17 protein-coding genes are annotated in these 16,851 nt (G+C 53.7%); 7 read left to right on the top strand and 10 right to left on the bottom strand.

The window, feature by feature from the left end:
* Position 1: 1 nt before the first annotated feature.
* The 10 genes from Ga0123462_RS06180 to Ga0123462_RS06220 all read right to left on the bottom strand — a co-directional run bounded on the left by Ga0123462_RS06180 (position 2) and on the right by Ga0123462_RS06220 (position 11,185).
* Positions 2 to 841 carry a substrate-binding periplasmic protein gene (locus Ga0123462_RS06180; protein ID WP_198507298.1) on the bottom strand — a complete coding sequence of 280 codons (840 nt, stop codon included), beginning with the start codon at positions 839 to 841 and terminating at the stop codon, positions 2 to 4.
* A 4-nt stretch (positions 842 to 845) separates the two neighbouring features.
* The gene (locus tag Ga0123462_RS06185; protein WP_100265501.1) at positions 846 to 1,574 is read right to left on the bottom strand and encodes a substrate-binding periplasmic protein; all 729 of its coding nucleotides are present in this window, start codon (positions 1,572 to 1,574) and stop codon (positions 846 to 848) included.
* Complete coding sequence (locus tag Ga0123462_RS11480; protein WP_198507299.1) at positions 1,522 to 1,704, bottom strand: hypothetical protein; 183 nt, start codon at positions 1,702 to 1,704, stop codon at positions 1,522 to 1,524. Before Ga0123462_RS11480 ends, Ga0123462_RS06185 begins: the two co-directional genes overlap by 53 nt.
* A gap of 49 nt (positions 1,705 to 1,753) precedes the next feature.
* Positions 1,754 to 3,085, bottom strand: coding sequence for a serine hydrolase domain-containing protein (locus tag Ga0123462_RS06190; protein WP_100265502.1), 1,332 nt, complete (start codon positions 3,083 to 3,085; stop codon positions 1,754 to 1,756).
* Between the two features lie 50 nt (positions 3,086 to 3,135).
* Positions 3,136 to 5,916 carry a hybrid sensor histidine kinase/response regulator gene (locus Ga0123462_RS06195; RefSeq protein ID WP_100265503.1) on the bottom strand — a complete coding sequence of 927 codons (2,781 nt, stop codon included), beginning with the start codon at positions 5,914 to 5,916 and terminating at the stop codon, positions 3,136 to 3,138.
* A gap of 9 nt (positions 5,917 to 5,925) precedes the next feature.
* A complete protein-coding gene (locus Ga0123462_RS06200; protein WP_100265504.1) occupies positions 5,926 to 7,683 on the bottom strand; it encodes an ATP-binding protein in 1,758 nt (585 codons plus the stop codon).
* 90 nt (positions 7,684 to 7,773) lie between these two features.
* Positions 7,774 to 8,817, bottom strand: a complete 1,044-nt coding sequence (locus tag Ga0123462_RS06205) for a uroporphyrinogen decarboxylase family protein (RefSeq protein WP_100265505.1) — start codon at positions 8,815 to 8,817, stop codon at positions 7,774 to 7,776.
* Positions 8,814 to 9,446 (bottom strand): cobalamin B12-binding domain-containing protein, encoded by a 633-nt coding sequence (locus Ga0123462_RS06210; protein ID WP_100265506.1) that lies wholly within the window; start codon positions 9,444 to 9,446, stop codon positions 8,814 to 8,816. The genes Ga0123462_RS06205 and Ga0123462_RS06210 overlap by 4 nt, the downstream gene beginning before the upstream one ends.
* A gap of 110 nt (positions 9,447 to 9,556) precedes the next feature.
* Positions 9,557 to 10,696: an aminotransferase class V-fold PLP-dependent enzyme gene (locus Ga0123462_RS06215; RefSeq protein WP_198507300.1), complete on the bottom strand. Its 1,140-nt coding sequence runs from the start codon at positions 10,694 to 10,696 to the stop codon at positions 9,557 to 9,559.
* A 3-nt stretch (positions 10,697 to 10,699) separates the two neighbouring features.
* Positions 10,700 to 11,185: a YajQ family cyclic di-GMP-binding protein gene (locus tag Ga0123462_RS06220; RefSeq protein WP_100265507.1), complete on the bottom strand. Its 486-nt coding sequence runs from the start codon at positions 11,183 to 11,185 to the stop codon at positions 10,700 to 10,702.
* A 100-nt stretch (positions 11,186 to 11,285) separates the two neighbouring features.
* Between Ga0123462_RS06220 and Ga0123462_RS06225 the strand changes: the two genes are divergently transcribed.
* From Ga0123462_RS06225 to Ga0123462_RS06255, 7 genes are all read left to right on the top strand, one after another.
* Positions 11,286 to 12,731, top strand: a complete 1,446-nt coding sequence (locus Ga0123462_RS06225) for a peptidoglycan DD-metalloendopeptidase family protein (protein ID WP_232726378.1) — start codon at positions 11,286 to 11,288, stop codon at positions 12,729 to 12,731.
* An 8-nt stretch (positions 12,732 to 12,739) separates the two neighbouring features.
* A complete protein-coding gene (locus Ga0123462_RS06230; protein ID WP_100265508.1) occupies positions 12,740 to 13,717 on the top strand; it encodes a KpsF/GutQ family sugar-phosphate isomerase in 978 nt (325 codons plus the stop codon).
* Complete coding sequence (locus tag Ga0123462_RS06235) at positions 13,717 to 14,292, top strand: KdsC family phosphatase (protein ID WP_100265509.1); 576 nt, start codon at positions 13,717 to 13,719, stop codon at positions 14,290 to 14,292. Before Ga0123462_RS06230 ends, Ga0123462_RS06235 begins: the two co-directional genes overlap by 1 nt.
* Positions 14,293 to 14,369: 77 nt before the next feature.
* Entirely contained in the window at positions 14,370 to 14,876 is a 507-nt protein-coding gene (lptC, locus tag Ga0123462_RS06240) for an LPS export ABC transporter periplasmic protein LptC (protein ID WP_232726379.1), read from the top strand.
* Complete coding sequence (gene lptA / locus Ga0123462_RS06245; protein ID WP_232726380.1) at positions 14,876 to 15,349, top strand: lipopolysaccharide transport periplasmic protein LptA; 474 nt, start codon at positions 14,876 to 14,878, stop codon at positions 15,347 to 15,349. Before lptC ends, lptA begins: the two co-directional genes overlap by 1 nt.
* 1 nt (position 15,350) lies before the next feature.
* Entirely contained in the window at positions 15,351 to 16,082 is a 732-nt protein-coding gene (gene lptB, locus Ga0123462_RS06250) for an LPS export ABC transporter ATP-binding protein (protein WP_100265511.1), read from the top strand.
* A gap of 130 nt (positions 16,083 to 16,212) precedes the next feature.
* On the top strand, positions 16,213 to 16,833 hold the full coding sequence (locus Ga0123462_RS06255; protein WP_100265512.1) for a UbiX family flavin prenyltransferase: 621 nt from the start codon (positions 16,213 to 16,215) through the stop codon (positions 16,831 to 16,833).
* Positions 16,834 to 16,851 lie beyond the last annotated feature (18 nt).

Raw genomic sequence — 16,851 nt, forward strand, 5'->3', positions numbered from 1 at the left:
ACTACTCCTGATCTTCAACAAGACTATAGATATACTCGAACCGCTTCATCTCTTCATCCATCTGATCCGGAACCTTCCCCTTGCCATAATAGGTCTCCAGGATCTCCCGGTAGCGGCCACTCTGCTTAATGCGCGCCATCCCGAGTCTGTAGAGAGCGCCAACCCTCTCTGCATCAGGGTAATCGGCCGAGATCAGCACGGCGATCGGCATGGCTGAACCGGGTATTGTGGTGGCAACAAAGTTGTCATGCTCGGCCGGGAAGAGACGGTCAATAATCTTCTTCCCCACCAGATCGATCTCAATCACCAGGTCTACTCGGCCACGTATGAGTTTCTTGAACAGGGACTCCTGCGAATAGCTCTCCTCGAAGGTTACGCCGGCTGTGGTGAAAAGACTATCATCTACCATTGTCCCCTTCAGGATACCGACTTTGTACCCTTTCAGATCCTCGATCCTGCTGACCTCTACCTTCTCAGCATGGTTCGGCGCATAGTAGAAGAGGCCGACATGATAGATGCAGACAGGGACAACCGCGGCAAAATCCTGGTTGCCCATATAGAACTCCGGATTGCCCAGGTCGTTGTTGGAGTCATCTTCGATCATCCGCTTCAGTGGTTTGTAGTTAATTTGCGACACAAGACCGACAGCCTCTGATGCTGCATGCACGATCTCACCGCAAAGGCCATCGTTCGGCATACTTTCAGACCAGAATGGCGGACTTTCGTTGGCATCAAGGCTGATGCTTGACCCCCTGTCACCGGCCAAGCCATTGCCTGCTCCCAGGGCAAGGAGCATCGCAAGGCCGCAGATCAGCCTGCCGAATAGTGGTTGCAGCTTCATCCCCTTATCTGGCCAACAGGCCCTTGATATCACCCATATAGAGTTTCAGCACATCGCCATTGCCAAGATGCTTCTTCATAATCTCGGCATAGCGGCCATCATCCACCATTCTGCTCAGCGCCTTTCTGAAGCTTGCTGCCCGGGCCACACCCTGCTCATCTTTTTTGTTGAAGATGATGTAGAAGACATCGCTTCCGGCAACCCTCTCCATGGTGGCAAAGTTATCCTTCTGCTCGGACATGTATTTCTTCAACAGCCAGTTTCCGGTCAACACCGGCATGGCCGCAAAATCGATCTGACCTGCCGCAATCTGCTTCAGCAGCCCTATGCTTCTTCCCTCTTTCACCGACACGCCTGCCTTGGTGAACAGGGCAGTGTTTTCACCTTTATGCGCACCGTAGGTTTTCCCTTTCAGGGCATCGAGACTGCCGCTCCAGTTCAGGCCATCCGGATAGGTTGGTTTGTAGTAAAAGAACTTCTCAACCAATACTGCCACCGGGATGTAGATCAGCTCTTTTTTCTCCTCACTGCTGAAATTGAGATGTCTCCCCATCACGGCCATAGCCTGCTCCTGCAGCAGATAGTATCTCACCATGCGCTGGATCGGATGGGTGGCGATAACAGCATCGATACCGGCATCGCTCAGAGCGGTGCGCACGATCTCGCTGAAGGGGCCGCCATCAGCCACCTCGCTGGAGATAAAGGGGGGGAAAATCGACCGTATGAATCTCATCCTTATCGACTGTAAACAGGGTGGTTGTCACTCTGGGCCCTGTTGCCGAGGCCGTCACCGGGAAGGTCAGGGATGCCAGAAACAGCAGTGTCAAGGTGAACAGGCTCAGTCTAGTAGTCATCCGTTTCATAATATTCTCCTTTTACCTCAGGGCATAACCTCTTCGCAGGCGAATTCACCTAATCTGCAACGGCCGAAGCCGAGATCACCAGCACCTTGTCCCAAAGTTCAAAGTGATGCCCGAACGGATTGGTCTGGCTCATGAAGATGGTAATCTTTTCATCCTTAGGATCAACACTGAAGCGGGTCGAGTAGATACCGGCCCACTCATAAGCACCGACTGCCCCGCTATCCACCGGATGTTCACGATCTGCCTGAATGGCAAAACCGAGACCGAACTTCCAGCCCTTGCTGTGCAGGAATTCTGCCTCATGCTCGCCGATATGGTTGGTGGCCGCCATCAGCGCAACCGTTTTTCGGCTCAGCAAGCGGACACCATCGAGTTCACCACCATTGAGAAACATCTGGGCAAAGCGGAAATAGTCATAAGGGGTGGAGAGCACATTGGCACCACCGGCGAGATACTTGCCGTAAAGCGCCTCGGCATCACCCGGATTAAGGCAGAGATCGCCGCTGATGATCGGCTCAGGCTTCGCACGCTCAAGGTGCCCCTTCCAGTCACTCTTCCAGACGGCAGCCAGCCGTGGCAGTTTCTCTTTTGGAATATAGAAGTGGCTGTCGTTCATCTTCAGAGGCTTGAAGATGCGCTCGACGACAAACTTGTCGAAACGCATGCCGGAAACCACTTCGACGAGATATCCCAGGATATCGGAATTCAGTCCGTAGTCCCACACCTCGCCCGGATGGGCATAGAGCGGCAGTCTTGCCAGCCGCTTGACCATATCGCCGATTGTCTCATTCGGTCGGCAGAAGCCATCGGTAATGCCTGCCTCCTTGTAGAGATCGACCACCATATTGCGGGCAGGATTGGGATAGACGTCATTCAAAAAGAGATAAAGGATGCCGGATGTGTGGGCCAGCAGGTCACGGATCTGCACCTCACGCTTGACCGGCTCCAGCCGGTAAGGGAAATCGGCACCCGCCGGATTGGGCACAAGCACCTTCTGGTTGCGGAACTCGGGGATATATTTGGCGACAGGATCCGAGAGCAGAAGCTTGCCCTCTTCGTAAAGCATCATGATCGCAGCACTGGTAATCGGCTTGGTCATCGAAACAATACGGAAGATCGTATCCGTCCGCATCGGCTTGCCGACATCGGCCAGCCCCGACTCATGCAGGTAGGCGATCTTGCCCTTGCGTGCGACCAGCACTACCGCACCGCCGATCTTCTTTTCAGCCACGTAGCCGTCAATCAGCCGATCCATATTTTTCAACCGTTCGGAGGAGAGCCCCACCTTCTCAGGTTTGACAATTTTATAATCAGCGGCGGAAGCATGTGAGAGAATCCCGAATGAGCATAACAGGCACAGCGCTACTAACAGTTTATTCATGGCAATCTCCTTCTAAACTTATTGTAGTAAACAATTAAGCGCTCTGGTGACTAACCCTCCAGCACCTGACGTATAACCTGACTTATTTCACATACGGCATAGGGCTTGGAGATCACCCGCTCATCAATCTTTTCCCTCTCTTTACCAAGCGCACTCAACTTGTCGTAACCGGTGGCATAGATCGCCTTGGCATCGGGGTTGATCATCCGCATCTGCCGAAGAGCCTCAGGACCTCCGAGATGCGGCATCACCACATCGAGAATGACCAGATCAATCTCCTGGAAATGACGCCGGTATTCTGCCACTGCAAGCTGCCCGTCCAGGGCTGTGATCACGTGATAATTCAGCCCCTCGAGAATATCCCTGCCGATCTCCAGCACACTCTCGTTGTCATCGACCAGCAGGATCGTTTCGCCCTCTCCCATCACCACCTCATCGGTTTCAGCCTGGAGATGGATAGCCTCTTCAGCACTTACAAGCGGCAGATAGAGTGAGAACACCGCACCTGAGCCGGGCTTTGACTCGACATCGATCACACCGCCATGGCTGCATATTGTGCCATACACCATCGAGAGGCCAAGTCCGCTCCCCTTGTCTACACTCTTGGTGGTAAAGAAAGGTTCGAAGATATGATCGAGGTGCTCTTCGCTGATCCCCATGCCGTTATCCCTCACCCTGATCAGAGCGAAATCTTTACCATCGACAACGTTATGGTGCTGCATGAAATAGTCATCGGCATGGAATCGCTCCAGCACCACCTCAATGGAAGGGGATGCCGCCTCTGCAACCGCATCGAAGGCGTTGTTCACCAGATTCATCAGCACCTGCTGCAGCTGGTTGATATCGCCCCTGACCAGCATATCCTTCTCTTTAATATCGAGATTGAATGCGATGTTCTCCGGCAGGGATACCCTCTGCAGCTTGATCGCCTCCTTGAGAAAGGATGAGATCGACAGGGTTTGCATCTGGACAACATCCTTGCGGGAGAAGGCGAGCAGCTTCCGAATCGTTGCTGCGGCACTGAATGACAGTTTCTCGACAACGTCGAGGTGCTTGATCACCTCCGGCATGGCGGCGACCTTTCTTTTGGCGAGATAGAGGTTGCCGGTGATGCCTGCCAGCGTGTTGTTGAAATCGTGGGCAATGCCGCCCACCAGCGTGCCGATCGCCTCCATCTTCTGGGCCTGATGGAACTGCTCCTCCAACGCCTCGTACTCCTTCAATCCCTGCTGGATACCGATGTAATTGGTGATGTTGCCATCCTCATCCCTGATCGGTGAGATAGTGAGCATCGCAGGGTAGAGCTCCCCGGACTTCGCCCTGTTGATCACCTTGCCCTGCCACATCCGACCAGCCGAAATCGTCTCCCACATGCTCCTGTAGGCCTGGTTGTGCTGGCCACCACCCTTGAGCAGGCGATGATTTTTCCCGATGGCCTCCTCTTCGCTGTATCCGGTCAGCGTGGTAAAGGCCGGATTGATATATTCGATGGTACCCTCAAGGTCGGTGATCGCTACCGCCTCACCGGACTGCTCAATCGCCTGCGAGAGCCTGCGCACCTGAGCCTCGGCCTGCTTGCGTTCGCTGATATCTCTGACAAATCCCTGCCACTGGCCATCTGGAAGGATGTTGGCACTCACCTCAACCGGAACGTATGTGCCATCTTTTCTCTTAAGCCTCCATTCCGAGGTATTGGTGCCGCCATCAAGCATCTCATCCTTTGATTTCTGAAGGCGTTGAAGATCTTCCGGAGGAAACAGATCAACAATCGTTTTACCGATGATTTCATCGCGCTCGAAACCGAGCATCTGACAACCGGCACTATTCACATCGACATATTGTCCATTGATGTCCGCTATGAAAATTCCGTCGGAAGCCTGCTCAACCACCTGCCTGAATCGCTCTTTGGTCTGCAACAGTTCAGCTTCAGCCCGCTTGCGCTCGGTTACATCGTAACCGATCGAGAGCAGGCCGATCACCTCCCCTTGCGTATTCCTGTGGGTATGATCATACCACTCAACAATAATCTCATGGCCATCTTTGGCGATGATCGGATTGATGTTGCCGCGCGTCTTTATATCACTGATCGCCGCGGAAAAAAGCTCGCGGATTTCGCTGTGATCGGCGGGCGGCAGGAAGGTATCGAACCAGTCCTTCCCCTTCACCTCTTCCAGCGTATAGCCGCTCAACTGCTCCATGAACGGATTGATATATTCAATGCTTCCATCCCTGTTCAAAAGCAGCATGATCGTCTGGGCAGTCTCAAGAAGTCCCGCAGAAAAATCGCGCTCTGCTCTCAAGGTGCTGTTTTTATCCTGAAGCTCCTGCCGCTGCTCTTTCACCCTGCGCATCAGGTTCCACTTCTGGACCAGTGCCGCGGCGATCTGCTGAATCTCGACACTCTCAAAGGGCTTTTTCAGCACCAGCAGCTGATCGGTAGCGCCCAGCTCCTTCTGAATACGTTCCCAGCTGTAGTCGGAGTAGGCTGTCACAATGATGACCTGGATATCCGGATCGACCTGCCATATATGTTTGATTGTTTCGACACCATCCCAGCCCGGCGGCATGCGCACATCGACAAAAGCCACGGCATAGGGGCGACCCTCTTCCCCCGCTTTCTGCACAAGTTCCACGCCCTGGCTGCCCTGAGAAGCGCAGTCGACTTCATAGACCGGCATTGCAACCTCATTTTCAGCTTCATGGCCAAGAATGTCGGCAGCCAGGGAATCGGCTGCACTGGAAGCAACAGGAGAGCTCAGAACACGCCTGAAATCAGCCTGAATCTCGGCCATGTCATCAATGACAAGGATTCTTCTGTTTATCTCATCCATCGTTGTACCTTAACCATGTTTCACCGTAAGCGGCAATTCAAGCCTGAAACAGGCGCCCATGTCTGTGTCACCATGTGCCAGTGATAATCTGCCGCCCATCTCGAAGGCAAGATTGGCAGCATTGTGCAGCCCAAAACCGGAGTGACCCACTTTGGTAGTGAACCCATGCAAGAACGCCTTCTCTCTTAATTCATCACTGATCCCGGGGCCATTATCAGCAACTTCGAAGTAGAAGTGGTCATAACCAGCCATCTGCACACTCAGTTTGAGCAACCTCTTCCGGCCATCGACCTGAGAAAGCGCTTCTGTCGCATTCATTAACAGGTTCCCAAGCACCTGTAACACCTTGTGCTTCTGCAGCGCGCAGGTGGGAACAGGGCCAATTTCCTGATCCAGTTCGATATCCAATTCATGAATACGCTGGGCATTCTGATTCAGGACAATCTTCAACAGCTTCGCCGGGCTAACCGGCTCCAGAGGCTCATCGTTTGCCAGCGCTCCGCTTTGTGACTGCACGATAGCCCTGACATGTTCAACATACTCGGCCAGCCACCCGAGTTCATCACGCCACTGCATCTGCTCAGTATCCAATGCGCTGGCAAGTTGATCGAAATAGGCTGGAATCTTTTGACCCTTGGGGTCAGAGGCGATGAACTCGCCTAGCCTGTCCCCTTGCTCATGCATCAGCGCCACGATGGCAGGAAGGCTTCTGATCGAAGATCTCTCAAGTAGTGACTGCAGCTGCTGCACGGATATATTGATGCTGTTAAGCGTATTGCCGGCATTGTGGATCACTTCGCGGGCTACTTCCCCCTTGCCGGAATCGTGAGAAAGGTCGGCAATCATCTGGAAATCGCGGGCATGACTGATGGCAAGACTCGCCACGTTACGGATCAGGAGCGCCATATTCAGGTAACGACTGCGATACTGGGGAAAGGCGATCTTCTCAACTGCGATAAATCCGAATGTTTCATCGGAACTGCTGATTCTTACCCAGAAACCAGTGTCATCAATCCAGCCATAATCGCCGCCGGCAGGGTCAATCGATGCCCGTGCGGCAGTGGCGTGATCCGGCTCCGAACAGAGAGGTTGGCCAAAATCGCCCTCCTCCCATGGGGTATAGGAGCACTGCTTTGGTGCCAGCAGCATCTGGAAGGTGTCGATCAATGTATGGATGATGTCGAATTCACTTTTCTGGTCGGTAAGCCTGCCGAGCAGGTCAGCCACCATCGCATACTCCGCCTGCTGCCGGAGTGCCTCATCAAGCCTCTCCTGAATCTCCCCTGACGACATTTCATGGTATAAGCACTTGAGAAGCTGGCTGTAATAGCCCAGCCCCACCTCCATCCGGTCCGATGGAATATCAAGATAATTTGCCAACCCGGCAAGCCTCTGAACACTCTCTGCATCGGTTCCGGTATCAACAAGCAGCAGCAGCTTTGCCGTCTCCTGAAAAAAGGCTCTGGCATTATTCTGGTCAAAGCCCATCACACGCTCAATCTGGTTCTTCCATCCGGATAGCCATCCCGGTGTAATCAGGTAATAACCTTTCGCCATGTAGTGATTGACCAGTTGCGGTTGCATGAAAAGGTGGAAACACTGTTCGACATGGTGAACCTTGATCCTTCGATCCGGCCACTGGGCAGGATCAAGGTTACTTGTGCAGCAGCCTCCCAGTACCAGAACAGCGTCATCGCCCTCTTCATCAGCCTCAATCACCTTTTGCCAGTCGGTCGGTGGATGCCCACAGCTGGTGGGGAAATTCACAACCTTGCCTTCAAGCCCTGCTAGCTTGAGTGCTTGTTCAGTCTCGGCCCTGAAGTTATTGCAGACGACGACTATTATGGCGACCTCCTGTCATATCTTTAGTGGATATCTGCCCCATTCATGCACCGCCTGGGAGATATTGAGCAGCACCTCATCGGGCACCTGCCAGGGAATTTCACCGTGATTATCGGAGAGGATGAACCCTCCGCCTGGACCCGCCTTACTGATTGCATCTTTCACCGCCGATTCGGCCTGTTCGGGTGTCCAGTTACGCATCTCGATCGCATTCATGTTTCCGAGTATCGTAAGCTTGCCTCTGCAGGCACTCTTCATGGTGGCAAGATCCTCCATCACGCTGGTGCCGACCACGGCAGTGCCGGTCTGTGCGATATCATCAACAATCGGCAGGCAGCATCCGGAAGCCATATGGGTGGCCGTTGGTCCGTTGATGCGGGAGATCGTGCTTTGAGCCACCTTGTATCCGGTCTTCAGATACATATCTCGGCTGGTAACAGTTGTCGATGCGACCGGGTCGAAGTAGCAGATCGCAGTTGCTCCTGCCTCGAGCTGGGCATTGGCCCATGCCACACAGAACGCCTCGTTAACCTGCATCAGCTTCTCAAACAGTGGCCTGTTCTCATACATCAGCCGGATATAAGCGGGGAACCCCATCTGCATCACCGGCAGCGAGAAGGGCGACATCACCACGCCGATAATCGGGGCCTCATCCCTGATTTCAGCCTTGAGCATCTCGGTGGCCCTCAACACCTTGGCCAGACAGGCGGTATCATGAATATCCGGCACCCAAAGATCACTGATCTGTTTCGGATCGTGGATAAACGGACGACCTGAGTTGGGTGGTCCATCTTCAAAATAGATCACCTCGCCGCCCCATGCCTCCACCTCGATCGGGGCATAGAAGAAGCTGTAGATGCAGTCGTCACGGTATTTTGCCCGAAGTTTCAATTGTCCTTCGACGACATGCTCCGCCCTTGAGAAATATTGCTCGATGGAGAGCCCCATCTCTCTGGCGCCATGCATGGTCAGCAGCAGGAAGAATGGCACCCGATCAGCCTCCTGATGGCCGAGGGTGGTCAGCACGCGCTGTAGTGACGTCATCGATTCGCCGTTCATGACATACCCCCTAACATACCGGAAATAATATCACGGGCCTCCATGCCATCCTTGCCTGAGGCATCGGCCCCGACCTCTTTCCAGAGGTTGTGATCAAAGCGGAACGGCGCGCCGCCTACGACCACCTTCACATCCAGCCCCTCCTGCTTCAGCCGCTTCACCAGTTCGCCGACCAGCAGGGCTGATCGCAACATCAAAACGGAGACCAGCAGGATCTTCGTGCCGTGCTGTTTGACCTTTTCAATTACCGCATCGACATGCATGCCGTGTCCGAACTCCTGCAGTTCATAACCGCTGGCGCGCAGCGTCGAATAGACGATTCTCTCACCAAGCACGTGGAAATCCTCAAGAACCACAATAGCCATCTCAGGTTGTTTGATACGATTGGGATCGGCGGGGGGAAGAATCTCGTCCACAAGCTCTTCGCAGATGGTGCCGCTCATATAGATCTGAGCCAGGGCATACCTTCCCGATTCCCAGCCGAGGCCGATCTTTTCAAGTGCCGGAACAACGATATTGGAGACACATGCCAGTGCCCCCTGCTCATTCGCACTGGCCATCATGATCTCCCGGGCCGCAACCCTGTCCATATCCGCCAGCGCTTGTTCAAACCTGAGGCTCACTTCCATCACACCGGGACCTCCTTAATGCGGGGTATTCAGAGTGTATCTGAAATGATTATAGCCTAAACAGAGGAATTTTGCGTGATTTTTTCCTGGCCCACAAACGGACCTGATTGTTATGCATGAGGCTGAACTGAGATACGATCCCAAAGCAGTTCGAAACGGCTCAGATCAGAATAGAAGTGCGGAGATAAACGGATGCCGCCAGCGCGGTTGGCGCAGATCAGGCCACCTGCCATCAGGCTACGGTAGAGGGCCGTGTGACCGGCGCTATCAAGACCTTGAAGACGGAAGGTGACAATGCCGGCATGGCGATCGGGGTTTGCCGGAGTTATCAGTTCTAGGTCGCTTCTGCGTTGAACCCATTCAATCAGGCTGGAGGCATTGGCAAGAACCGCATTCTCAACGGCCTCATAACCGACCTCTTCAAGCAGCGAAAGAGAAGCATTGAGCGCATAGATACCGACCATGTTGGGGCTACCCGGTTCAAAGCGGCGGGCCGATTTCGCAGCAGACCACTCAAGGGCATCGAAATCCCCTGCCCGCTCAACCATATGCCAGCCATACTGCAACAGCTGCAGTTGATCACGTGCAGCCGCTCTTGAATAGAAAAGTGCGACCCCTTCCGGCCCCAGCATCCACTTATGGCCGTCAGCCACGACAAAATCGGCATGGCACGCCTGTGCATCGAAGCGCAGAGCGCCGAGGCTCTGGATCGCATCGACACAGAAGAGGATGTTATTGTCGTGGCAGAATGATCCCAGACGATTCAGATCCATACGAATACCGGTGGCGTACTGCACCGAACTGACAGAAATCAGGCGGGTATTCTCATCGCAAAGCGCAATCATTGCGGCTTCAGGATCATCAACAGAGATATCTGCAGGACGCAGTTCGACGCCCTGCCCCTGCAGCGATTCCCAAACGATACGATTTGAGGGGAACTCCTGGCTGGTTGAGACGATATTGTCGCCCGCCTGCCAATCCAGACCGTAGGCGATCAGAGAGAGCGCCTCGGAGGTGTTTTTGCAGAGTGCGATATCATCCGCAGAGGCGGCATTCACCAGCCGCCTCAGCCTGCCGCGCAGTTCGCGTTCTGTTTTCAACCACTGCGGGTAGTCGGCCGCTCCACGCACCATGTTCTGCTCTGCAAAGGCCTTGATAGCATCCGCCGTTCGCCTCGGCCATACACCGACAGCGGCATGGTTGAGATAGACAAGTTCCGGATCGAGCGGAAACTCCGCATCGATATACAACCTCTAATCCCTGAAGTTGGTAAACGAGAGCGGGCGATCCGTATCCATGCCGCGCACCAGTGCCATCACGGCCTGCAGATCATCGCGTTTCTTGCCGGTGACGCGCACCTGATCGCCCTGAATCGCGGCCTGTACCTTCATCTTCTCATCCTTGATCTTCTTGACGATCTTTTTGGCCAACTCGGTGCTCACCCCCTGTTTGATGGTGATCACCTGCCGTTTTGTACTGCCGCTGGCATCCTGTGGATCGCCATACTCGAGGCATTTGGGCTCGAGGTTCCGGCGTACCAGTTTGGCGCGGAGGATCTCGGTTACGGTGTTGAGCTTGTTGATGTCATCCCCGATCGCAGTGATGCTCTGATCCCCCAACTCGATACTGGCCTTACTGCCCTTAAAATCGTAACGGGTTGTAATCTCCTTGATCACCTGATTCACCGCATTGCTCATCTCCTGCATATCGGTTTCACTGACAATATCGAAACTTGGCATGTTCACTCCCTGAAAATGGCTGAAAAAAACAAAATAATGCCCTCTGAAGCTTTGACAAGCAATGCGCCACACTTAAGCTTGCAGCAATCAGGAGGAGCTGTTGCCGAACACGTTCAAACAGGACTTTTCAGACCGGGTTTCATCCGACGCCAAGGTCGGCTCGAATCGCCGTCGCAAAAAAAGGAAAAAAGCGAACTTCAAGCTCCCTTCTCTACCGAGATTTTCCTTGCCAGTGCTGCGAATCAAGGATGCTCATGCAGAAAAATCGCCTGCCACCTCCAGACTGCCCCGCATCCCGGCCCCCGGCTGGTTCCCGCTGATCGGAACCGCTATCGGTTTTGCAGCTATCATGCTCTTCGTCGTCGGGGGTGGACGAAATGTTGATGCCAGCGTTTCCATTCCGCAGGAGGAGTGGATCACCCCGCAGTTGGATCAGAATGAACATTTGAACCGCACAACAACTACAACCGTGGTGAGTGGCGATAATGCCATCTCCGCGCTTGAGCGGCTTGGCTTCGACTACGCCACCAGCCATGCCATGATCAGTACGGCAAACGGAATCTACAAACTCAGAAACATCCGTGTGGGCCAGAGCTTTACCCGTATAGACAACGAAAACGGCACCTCCACCTACTACAATATCGATGGCTCAAAACGACTGCATCTCCAGAAGGAGAAAGGTGCCGAAAACTGGCAGGCCACACTGGATGAGCGCAGGGTGTTAACCCGCCATCGCACTGCGTCCGGCGTAATTGTTGACAGTCTCTTCGCTGCTGCTGACAAGGCGGGCATGGACTCGCGTACAACCATGAACCTTGTCGACATCTTTGCCTGGGACATCGATTTTGCTCGTGATATGCGAACCGGAGACAGCTTCCAGCTTGTTTACGAAGAGCGCTATAATGATGAAGGCAAAATGCTTGAGAGCACCATACTGGCTGCAGAATTCATCAATCAGGGTGAAAAGTTTCGCGCCGTTCGTTATGAGCAGGCCGATGGAAAAACCGACTACTTCACACCGGAAGGCAAGAGCATGCGCAAGGCCTACCTGAAAGCACCGGTGAAGTTCTCACGCATCTCCTCAACATTCAAAACCAAACGCAAACACCCTGTGCTCGGTTATACACGTGCCCATCGTGGTGTTGATTATGCTGCCCCGAGCGGTACCCCGATCCATGCTATCGGTGATGGCTATATCACCTTTGTCGGGTGGAAAGGCGGCTACGGGCGCTACGTCTCAATCCGCCACAACAACCGCAACCACACCACCGCCTACGCACATCTGCGCAGTTATGCCAAAGGGTTAAAGAGTGGCATGAAGGTGCGTCAGGGCAAAATTATCGGCTATGTCGGCATGTCGGGACTTGCAACCGGCCCCCACCTCCATTTCGAATTCCGCTCCCGTGGCATGGCAGTGAATCCGCTAACGGTCAAACATCCGCCGGCACAACCGGTGGCAACGACTGAGAAGGAAAGGTTTGAGGCACAGAGCGCACCGCTCCTCGCCCAACTGAAAGTAAATCCAGTCCAGCTTGCCTGGGACTAGGCCTAAATATGACCACAACCGAAAAGAAACAGCAGTGGCTTGCAAAAGCCGGCGATGTGCTAGATATCGAAATCGACGCACTGAAAACCCAGCGTGAATCTCTGGATGAGAGCTTTGTGCAGGCGATTGAAACCATCCTCCATATCAAAGGCAGGCTGGTGGTCGTTGGCATGGGGAAATCAGGTATTATCGCGAAAAAAATTGCCGCCACCTTCGCCTCAACCGGCACTCCGGCATTCTTCGTGCATGCCGCCGAAGCACAGCATGGCGACCTCGGCATGATTACCGGAGCTGATGCCGTGCTGGCGCTCTCTCATAGCGGTGAAACAAGAGAGGTATGCGGACTTCTGCCGGAGATCAAACGGCGTGGTGCCCGCGTTATTGCCATCACCGGCAACAGAAGTTCAACACTGGCCCAGCATGCCGACACTGTGCTGCACATACCGGTAACACGTGAGGCATGCCCGCTTAACCTTGCCCCGACCGCCTCCACGACTGCCACTCTGGCGCTTGGCGATGCGTTGGCGGTAGTCATCCTGAATCAGCGCGGTTTCCGGGAGGAGGACTTTGCCCGCGTGCATCCCGCCGGAAGCCTTGGTAAAAAACTGCTGCGTATTGCCGATGTCATGCATCAGGGTAGCGAACTGCCGATGGTTGCCCATGATGCGAAATTGCGTGATGCAATTATGGAGATGAGCAGGCACCGCCTCGGCATCACCGGTATCAGCGAAAATGACAAACTCACCGGCTGTCTGAGCGATGGCGACCTGCGCAGAATTCTCGAGTCCGGCCATATGGATCTCGATGCTCCGGTTCGAGAGCTGATGCATATAAACCCGACGAAAATTGAAGCCGGAAAACTTGCCAGCGAGGGATTAAGGCTGATGGAGGATCTGAAGATCATGGTGCTTTTCGTCCATGAGGGAAGTGAAGATAACATTGTCGGTATTGTGCATATGCATGACATTCTTCAGGGAGGCATCTGATGACACAGAAAAAAGGTTTTGATTTCCCATTCAGGAAAGCCTCAGCTATCCGAATGCTGATTCTCGATGTCGACGGGGTGATGACCGACGGATCTATCATCATGGACAGAAACGGTGACGAGCTTAAAGCCTTTAATGTGCGCGATGGCCATGGCATCAAACTTATCCAGCGTGCCGGCATACAGGTCGCTATTATCACCGGTCGCACCTCCCCTGTTGTTGAGGCACGGGCAGCAGATCTCGGCATCGGGTATGTTATCCAGAAGTGTCTTAATAAAGCCGAGGGACTGGCGCAACTGGTCAAGGAATCGGGTATTCCTGCTTCCCAGTGCGCCATGATGGGCGATGACGTTCTCGACCTGCCGCCAATGTACGAGTGCGGACTGAGTCTTGCACCCAGTGATGCACATATCTCAGTGCTGGGCCATGTCGACTGGGTGTCCGATTGCCCGGGTGGTCGTGGAGCCATCCGTCAGGCGGCTGAAGGACTGCTGCTGGCAAAAGATGCATGGCAGGAGGTTGTTCACTCGCGTTACGGTGTCTCGCCTGAAGATTGTGGTTGGGCAACCTCCTGACCTGCGCCTGAATGCAGCGATCTCTCTGGCGATGGGCAAAGTGGATCAGTCTTGCTGTTTCAGCAGGAAGTATTGTCGTGGCAATTTTAATGATGTGGCTGGCAGGACCTGCAGAAGTTGAGAAGGTAGAAGATAATACGGAGCGCCCAAAAACCGAGGTGGAGAGCCCGGTGATTGTCGAGCGTAAGGATGGAAAAATCATCTGGCAGCTGCGTGCCAGCGAAGCGAAACAGCAACTGGATGGCAGGATGCATCTGCTCATCCCCACCCTGACGCTGTTTACTGATTCCGGTGTCGAGATCAACATCAGCAGCCAGCAGGCATGGTTTGAGCCGCTGCAGAGAAACATCCATTTTCAGGATCAGGTGAATGTTGATTATCAAACCTGGAAGATGACTACCGAGACCCTGATCTATGACAGCACAAAGGATGAGATTCAGGTGCCTGACGACTTCGCAGTCGTCGGGGAAACTATTTCGGCAAAAGGGAATAATATGCGCTTGCAGCGAAGCAGCGATCAGATCAAGGTGGATGGTGGCATCTGGATTCAGGACAGCAACCCACAATGGCAGGGAGTAAAATAGTGGTCAGATTTGCGATAATAGTAGCGATCTTTATGATGCCGTCCCTCCTGTGGGCCGGAGCAATGGAGATTGAGTCTGACAGGATGGTTTTTCAGCACAAAAGCGAGCGGGCTGAATTCATCAGCAATGTTCATCTGAAACGCGATGATTTCGAGCTCTGGTGTGACAAACTTCTCGCCTATTACAAAAACAGCCAGCTGGATCATACTGAGGCTTTCGGTCATGTGCGCCTTGCCCAGAAAGGTATTACCGGAAGTTCTGACAAGGCGATCTTCGACCAGAAAAACAACAGACTTACCCTGATTGGCAATGCCGTACTGGAACAGGATGGCAGCAGGATAACGGGCGAAACAATCATCCATGACATGCGCAATGAAAAAACCGTTGTCCAGCCCCGTAAAGGAGGCAGAACGCATATGACCATCGAATCGGACAAGGCTGCTGGCACCCCTCTTCCCAAGGCGGCCAAATAACATGAGCAGCGTTCACCACCTGTCAGCAAAAGGATTATGCAAAAGCTACCGCAACAAGCAGGTGGTTTCCGGTGTCGATATCGACCTTTTCTCCGGGGAGTGTATCGGCCTGCTGGGACCAAACGGTGCCGGTAAAACCACAAGCTTTTACATGGTATGCGGACTAATCAGCGCCGATAGTGGGCAGGTATCACTGGATGACCATGACATTACAGCTCAGCCGATGTATCAGAGGGCAAGAAGTGGAATCGGATATCTTCCGCAGGAAGCGAGCATCTTCCGTAAACTGACTGTTCGTGAAAACCTGCTGGCAATCTTTGAAACCCTGAATCTTCCTGATGTGCAGGTTGAAGAAGAGCTTGAGAATCTGCTTGTCGAACTGGGTATTGAGGCGGTACGGGACCAGAAGGCCTATACACTTTCAGGTGGTCAGAGGCGACGCACCGAGATTGCGCGCGCGCTGGTAAGCAAGCCACGGTTCCTGCTTCTGGATGAGCCTTTTGCCGGTGTCGACCCGATTGCCGTTGAAGATATCCAGGCCATTATCGCCGAGCTGAAGAGCAAGGGTATCGGCATCCTGATTACCGACCACAATGTCCGCGATACGTTGTCGATCTGTGACCGGGCCTACCTGATGAGCGCCGGCGAGATTATTGTTCACGGCACCTCTGATGAGGTCATTGCCCATCCCGATGCCCGTCGCCTCTATCTGGGCGAAAGTTTTTCGATGTGACGATGGACCGTGGAGGCCAGGAAGGCTTTCCGCCACTTTGGCTGATGATGGGGACGAACCGGGCATTGCCCTTATCTCCATATCTTTTACAGTATCACTTCAATGCAACTTGAGGAGACAGCGGCCGACCATGAGTAACGCTCCACAACAGGAACCGATCATCGTAGCCATGACAGGCGCATCGGGAGCGGCGTATGGCCTGCGACTGATTCAACGACTGGCCGATGCCGGCATCACCCAACACCTTATCCTCTCCGATGCCGCACGCGTGGTGCTTAAACAGGAGGCGGATCTGGAACTGCCAGCTGATACGGATGCCACAACTGCAGCCCTTGCCGAGCACCTAACCATCCCCTCTTCCAGGCTTTGCTGTTATAGCCTCTCTGACTGGTTCTCACCCGCTGCATCCGGTTCTGCCAGCATCAGGCGAATGGTCGTGATTCCCTGCTCAATGGGCACGCTGGCAAGGATTGCATCAGGTTTGTCCGGCAACCTGATAGAGCGTGCAGCTGATGTGGTATTGAAGGAGAAACGGCAGCTGATTCTCGTACCCCGGGAAACGCCCCTTTCCACCATTCATCTGGAAAATATGCTGAAGCTTTCTCGTATGGGTGTTGATATTATCCCTGCCATGCCTGCATTCTATCATCGTCCGACCTCACTTGATGAGATAGTCGACTATCTTGTTGACCGGGTCCTTGATCACCTGAAAGTAGTGAATCCTGAAGCAAAACAGTGGGGTTCATCTTGATGTTTCGGGCTTTTTCCT

The sequence above is a fragment of the Mariprofundus ferrinatatus genome (assembly GCF_002795825.1).
GTDB lineage: Bacteria > Pseudomonadota > Zetaproteobacteria > Mariprofundales > Mariprofundaceae > Mariprofundus > Mariprofundus ferrinatatus.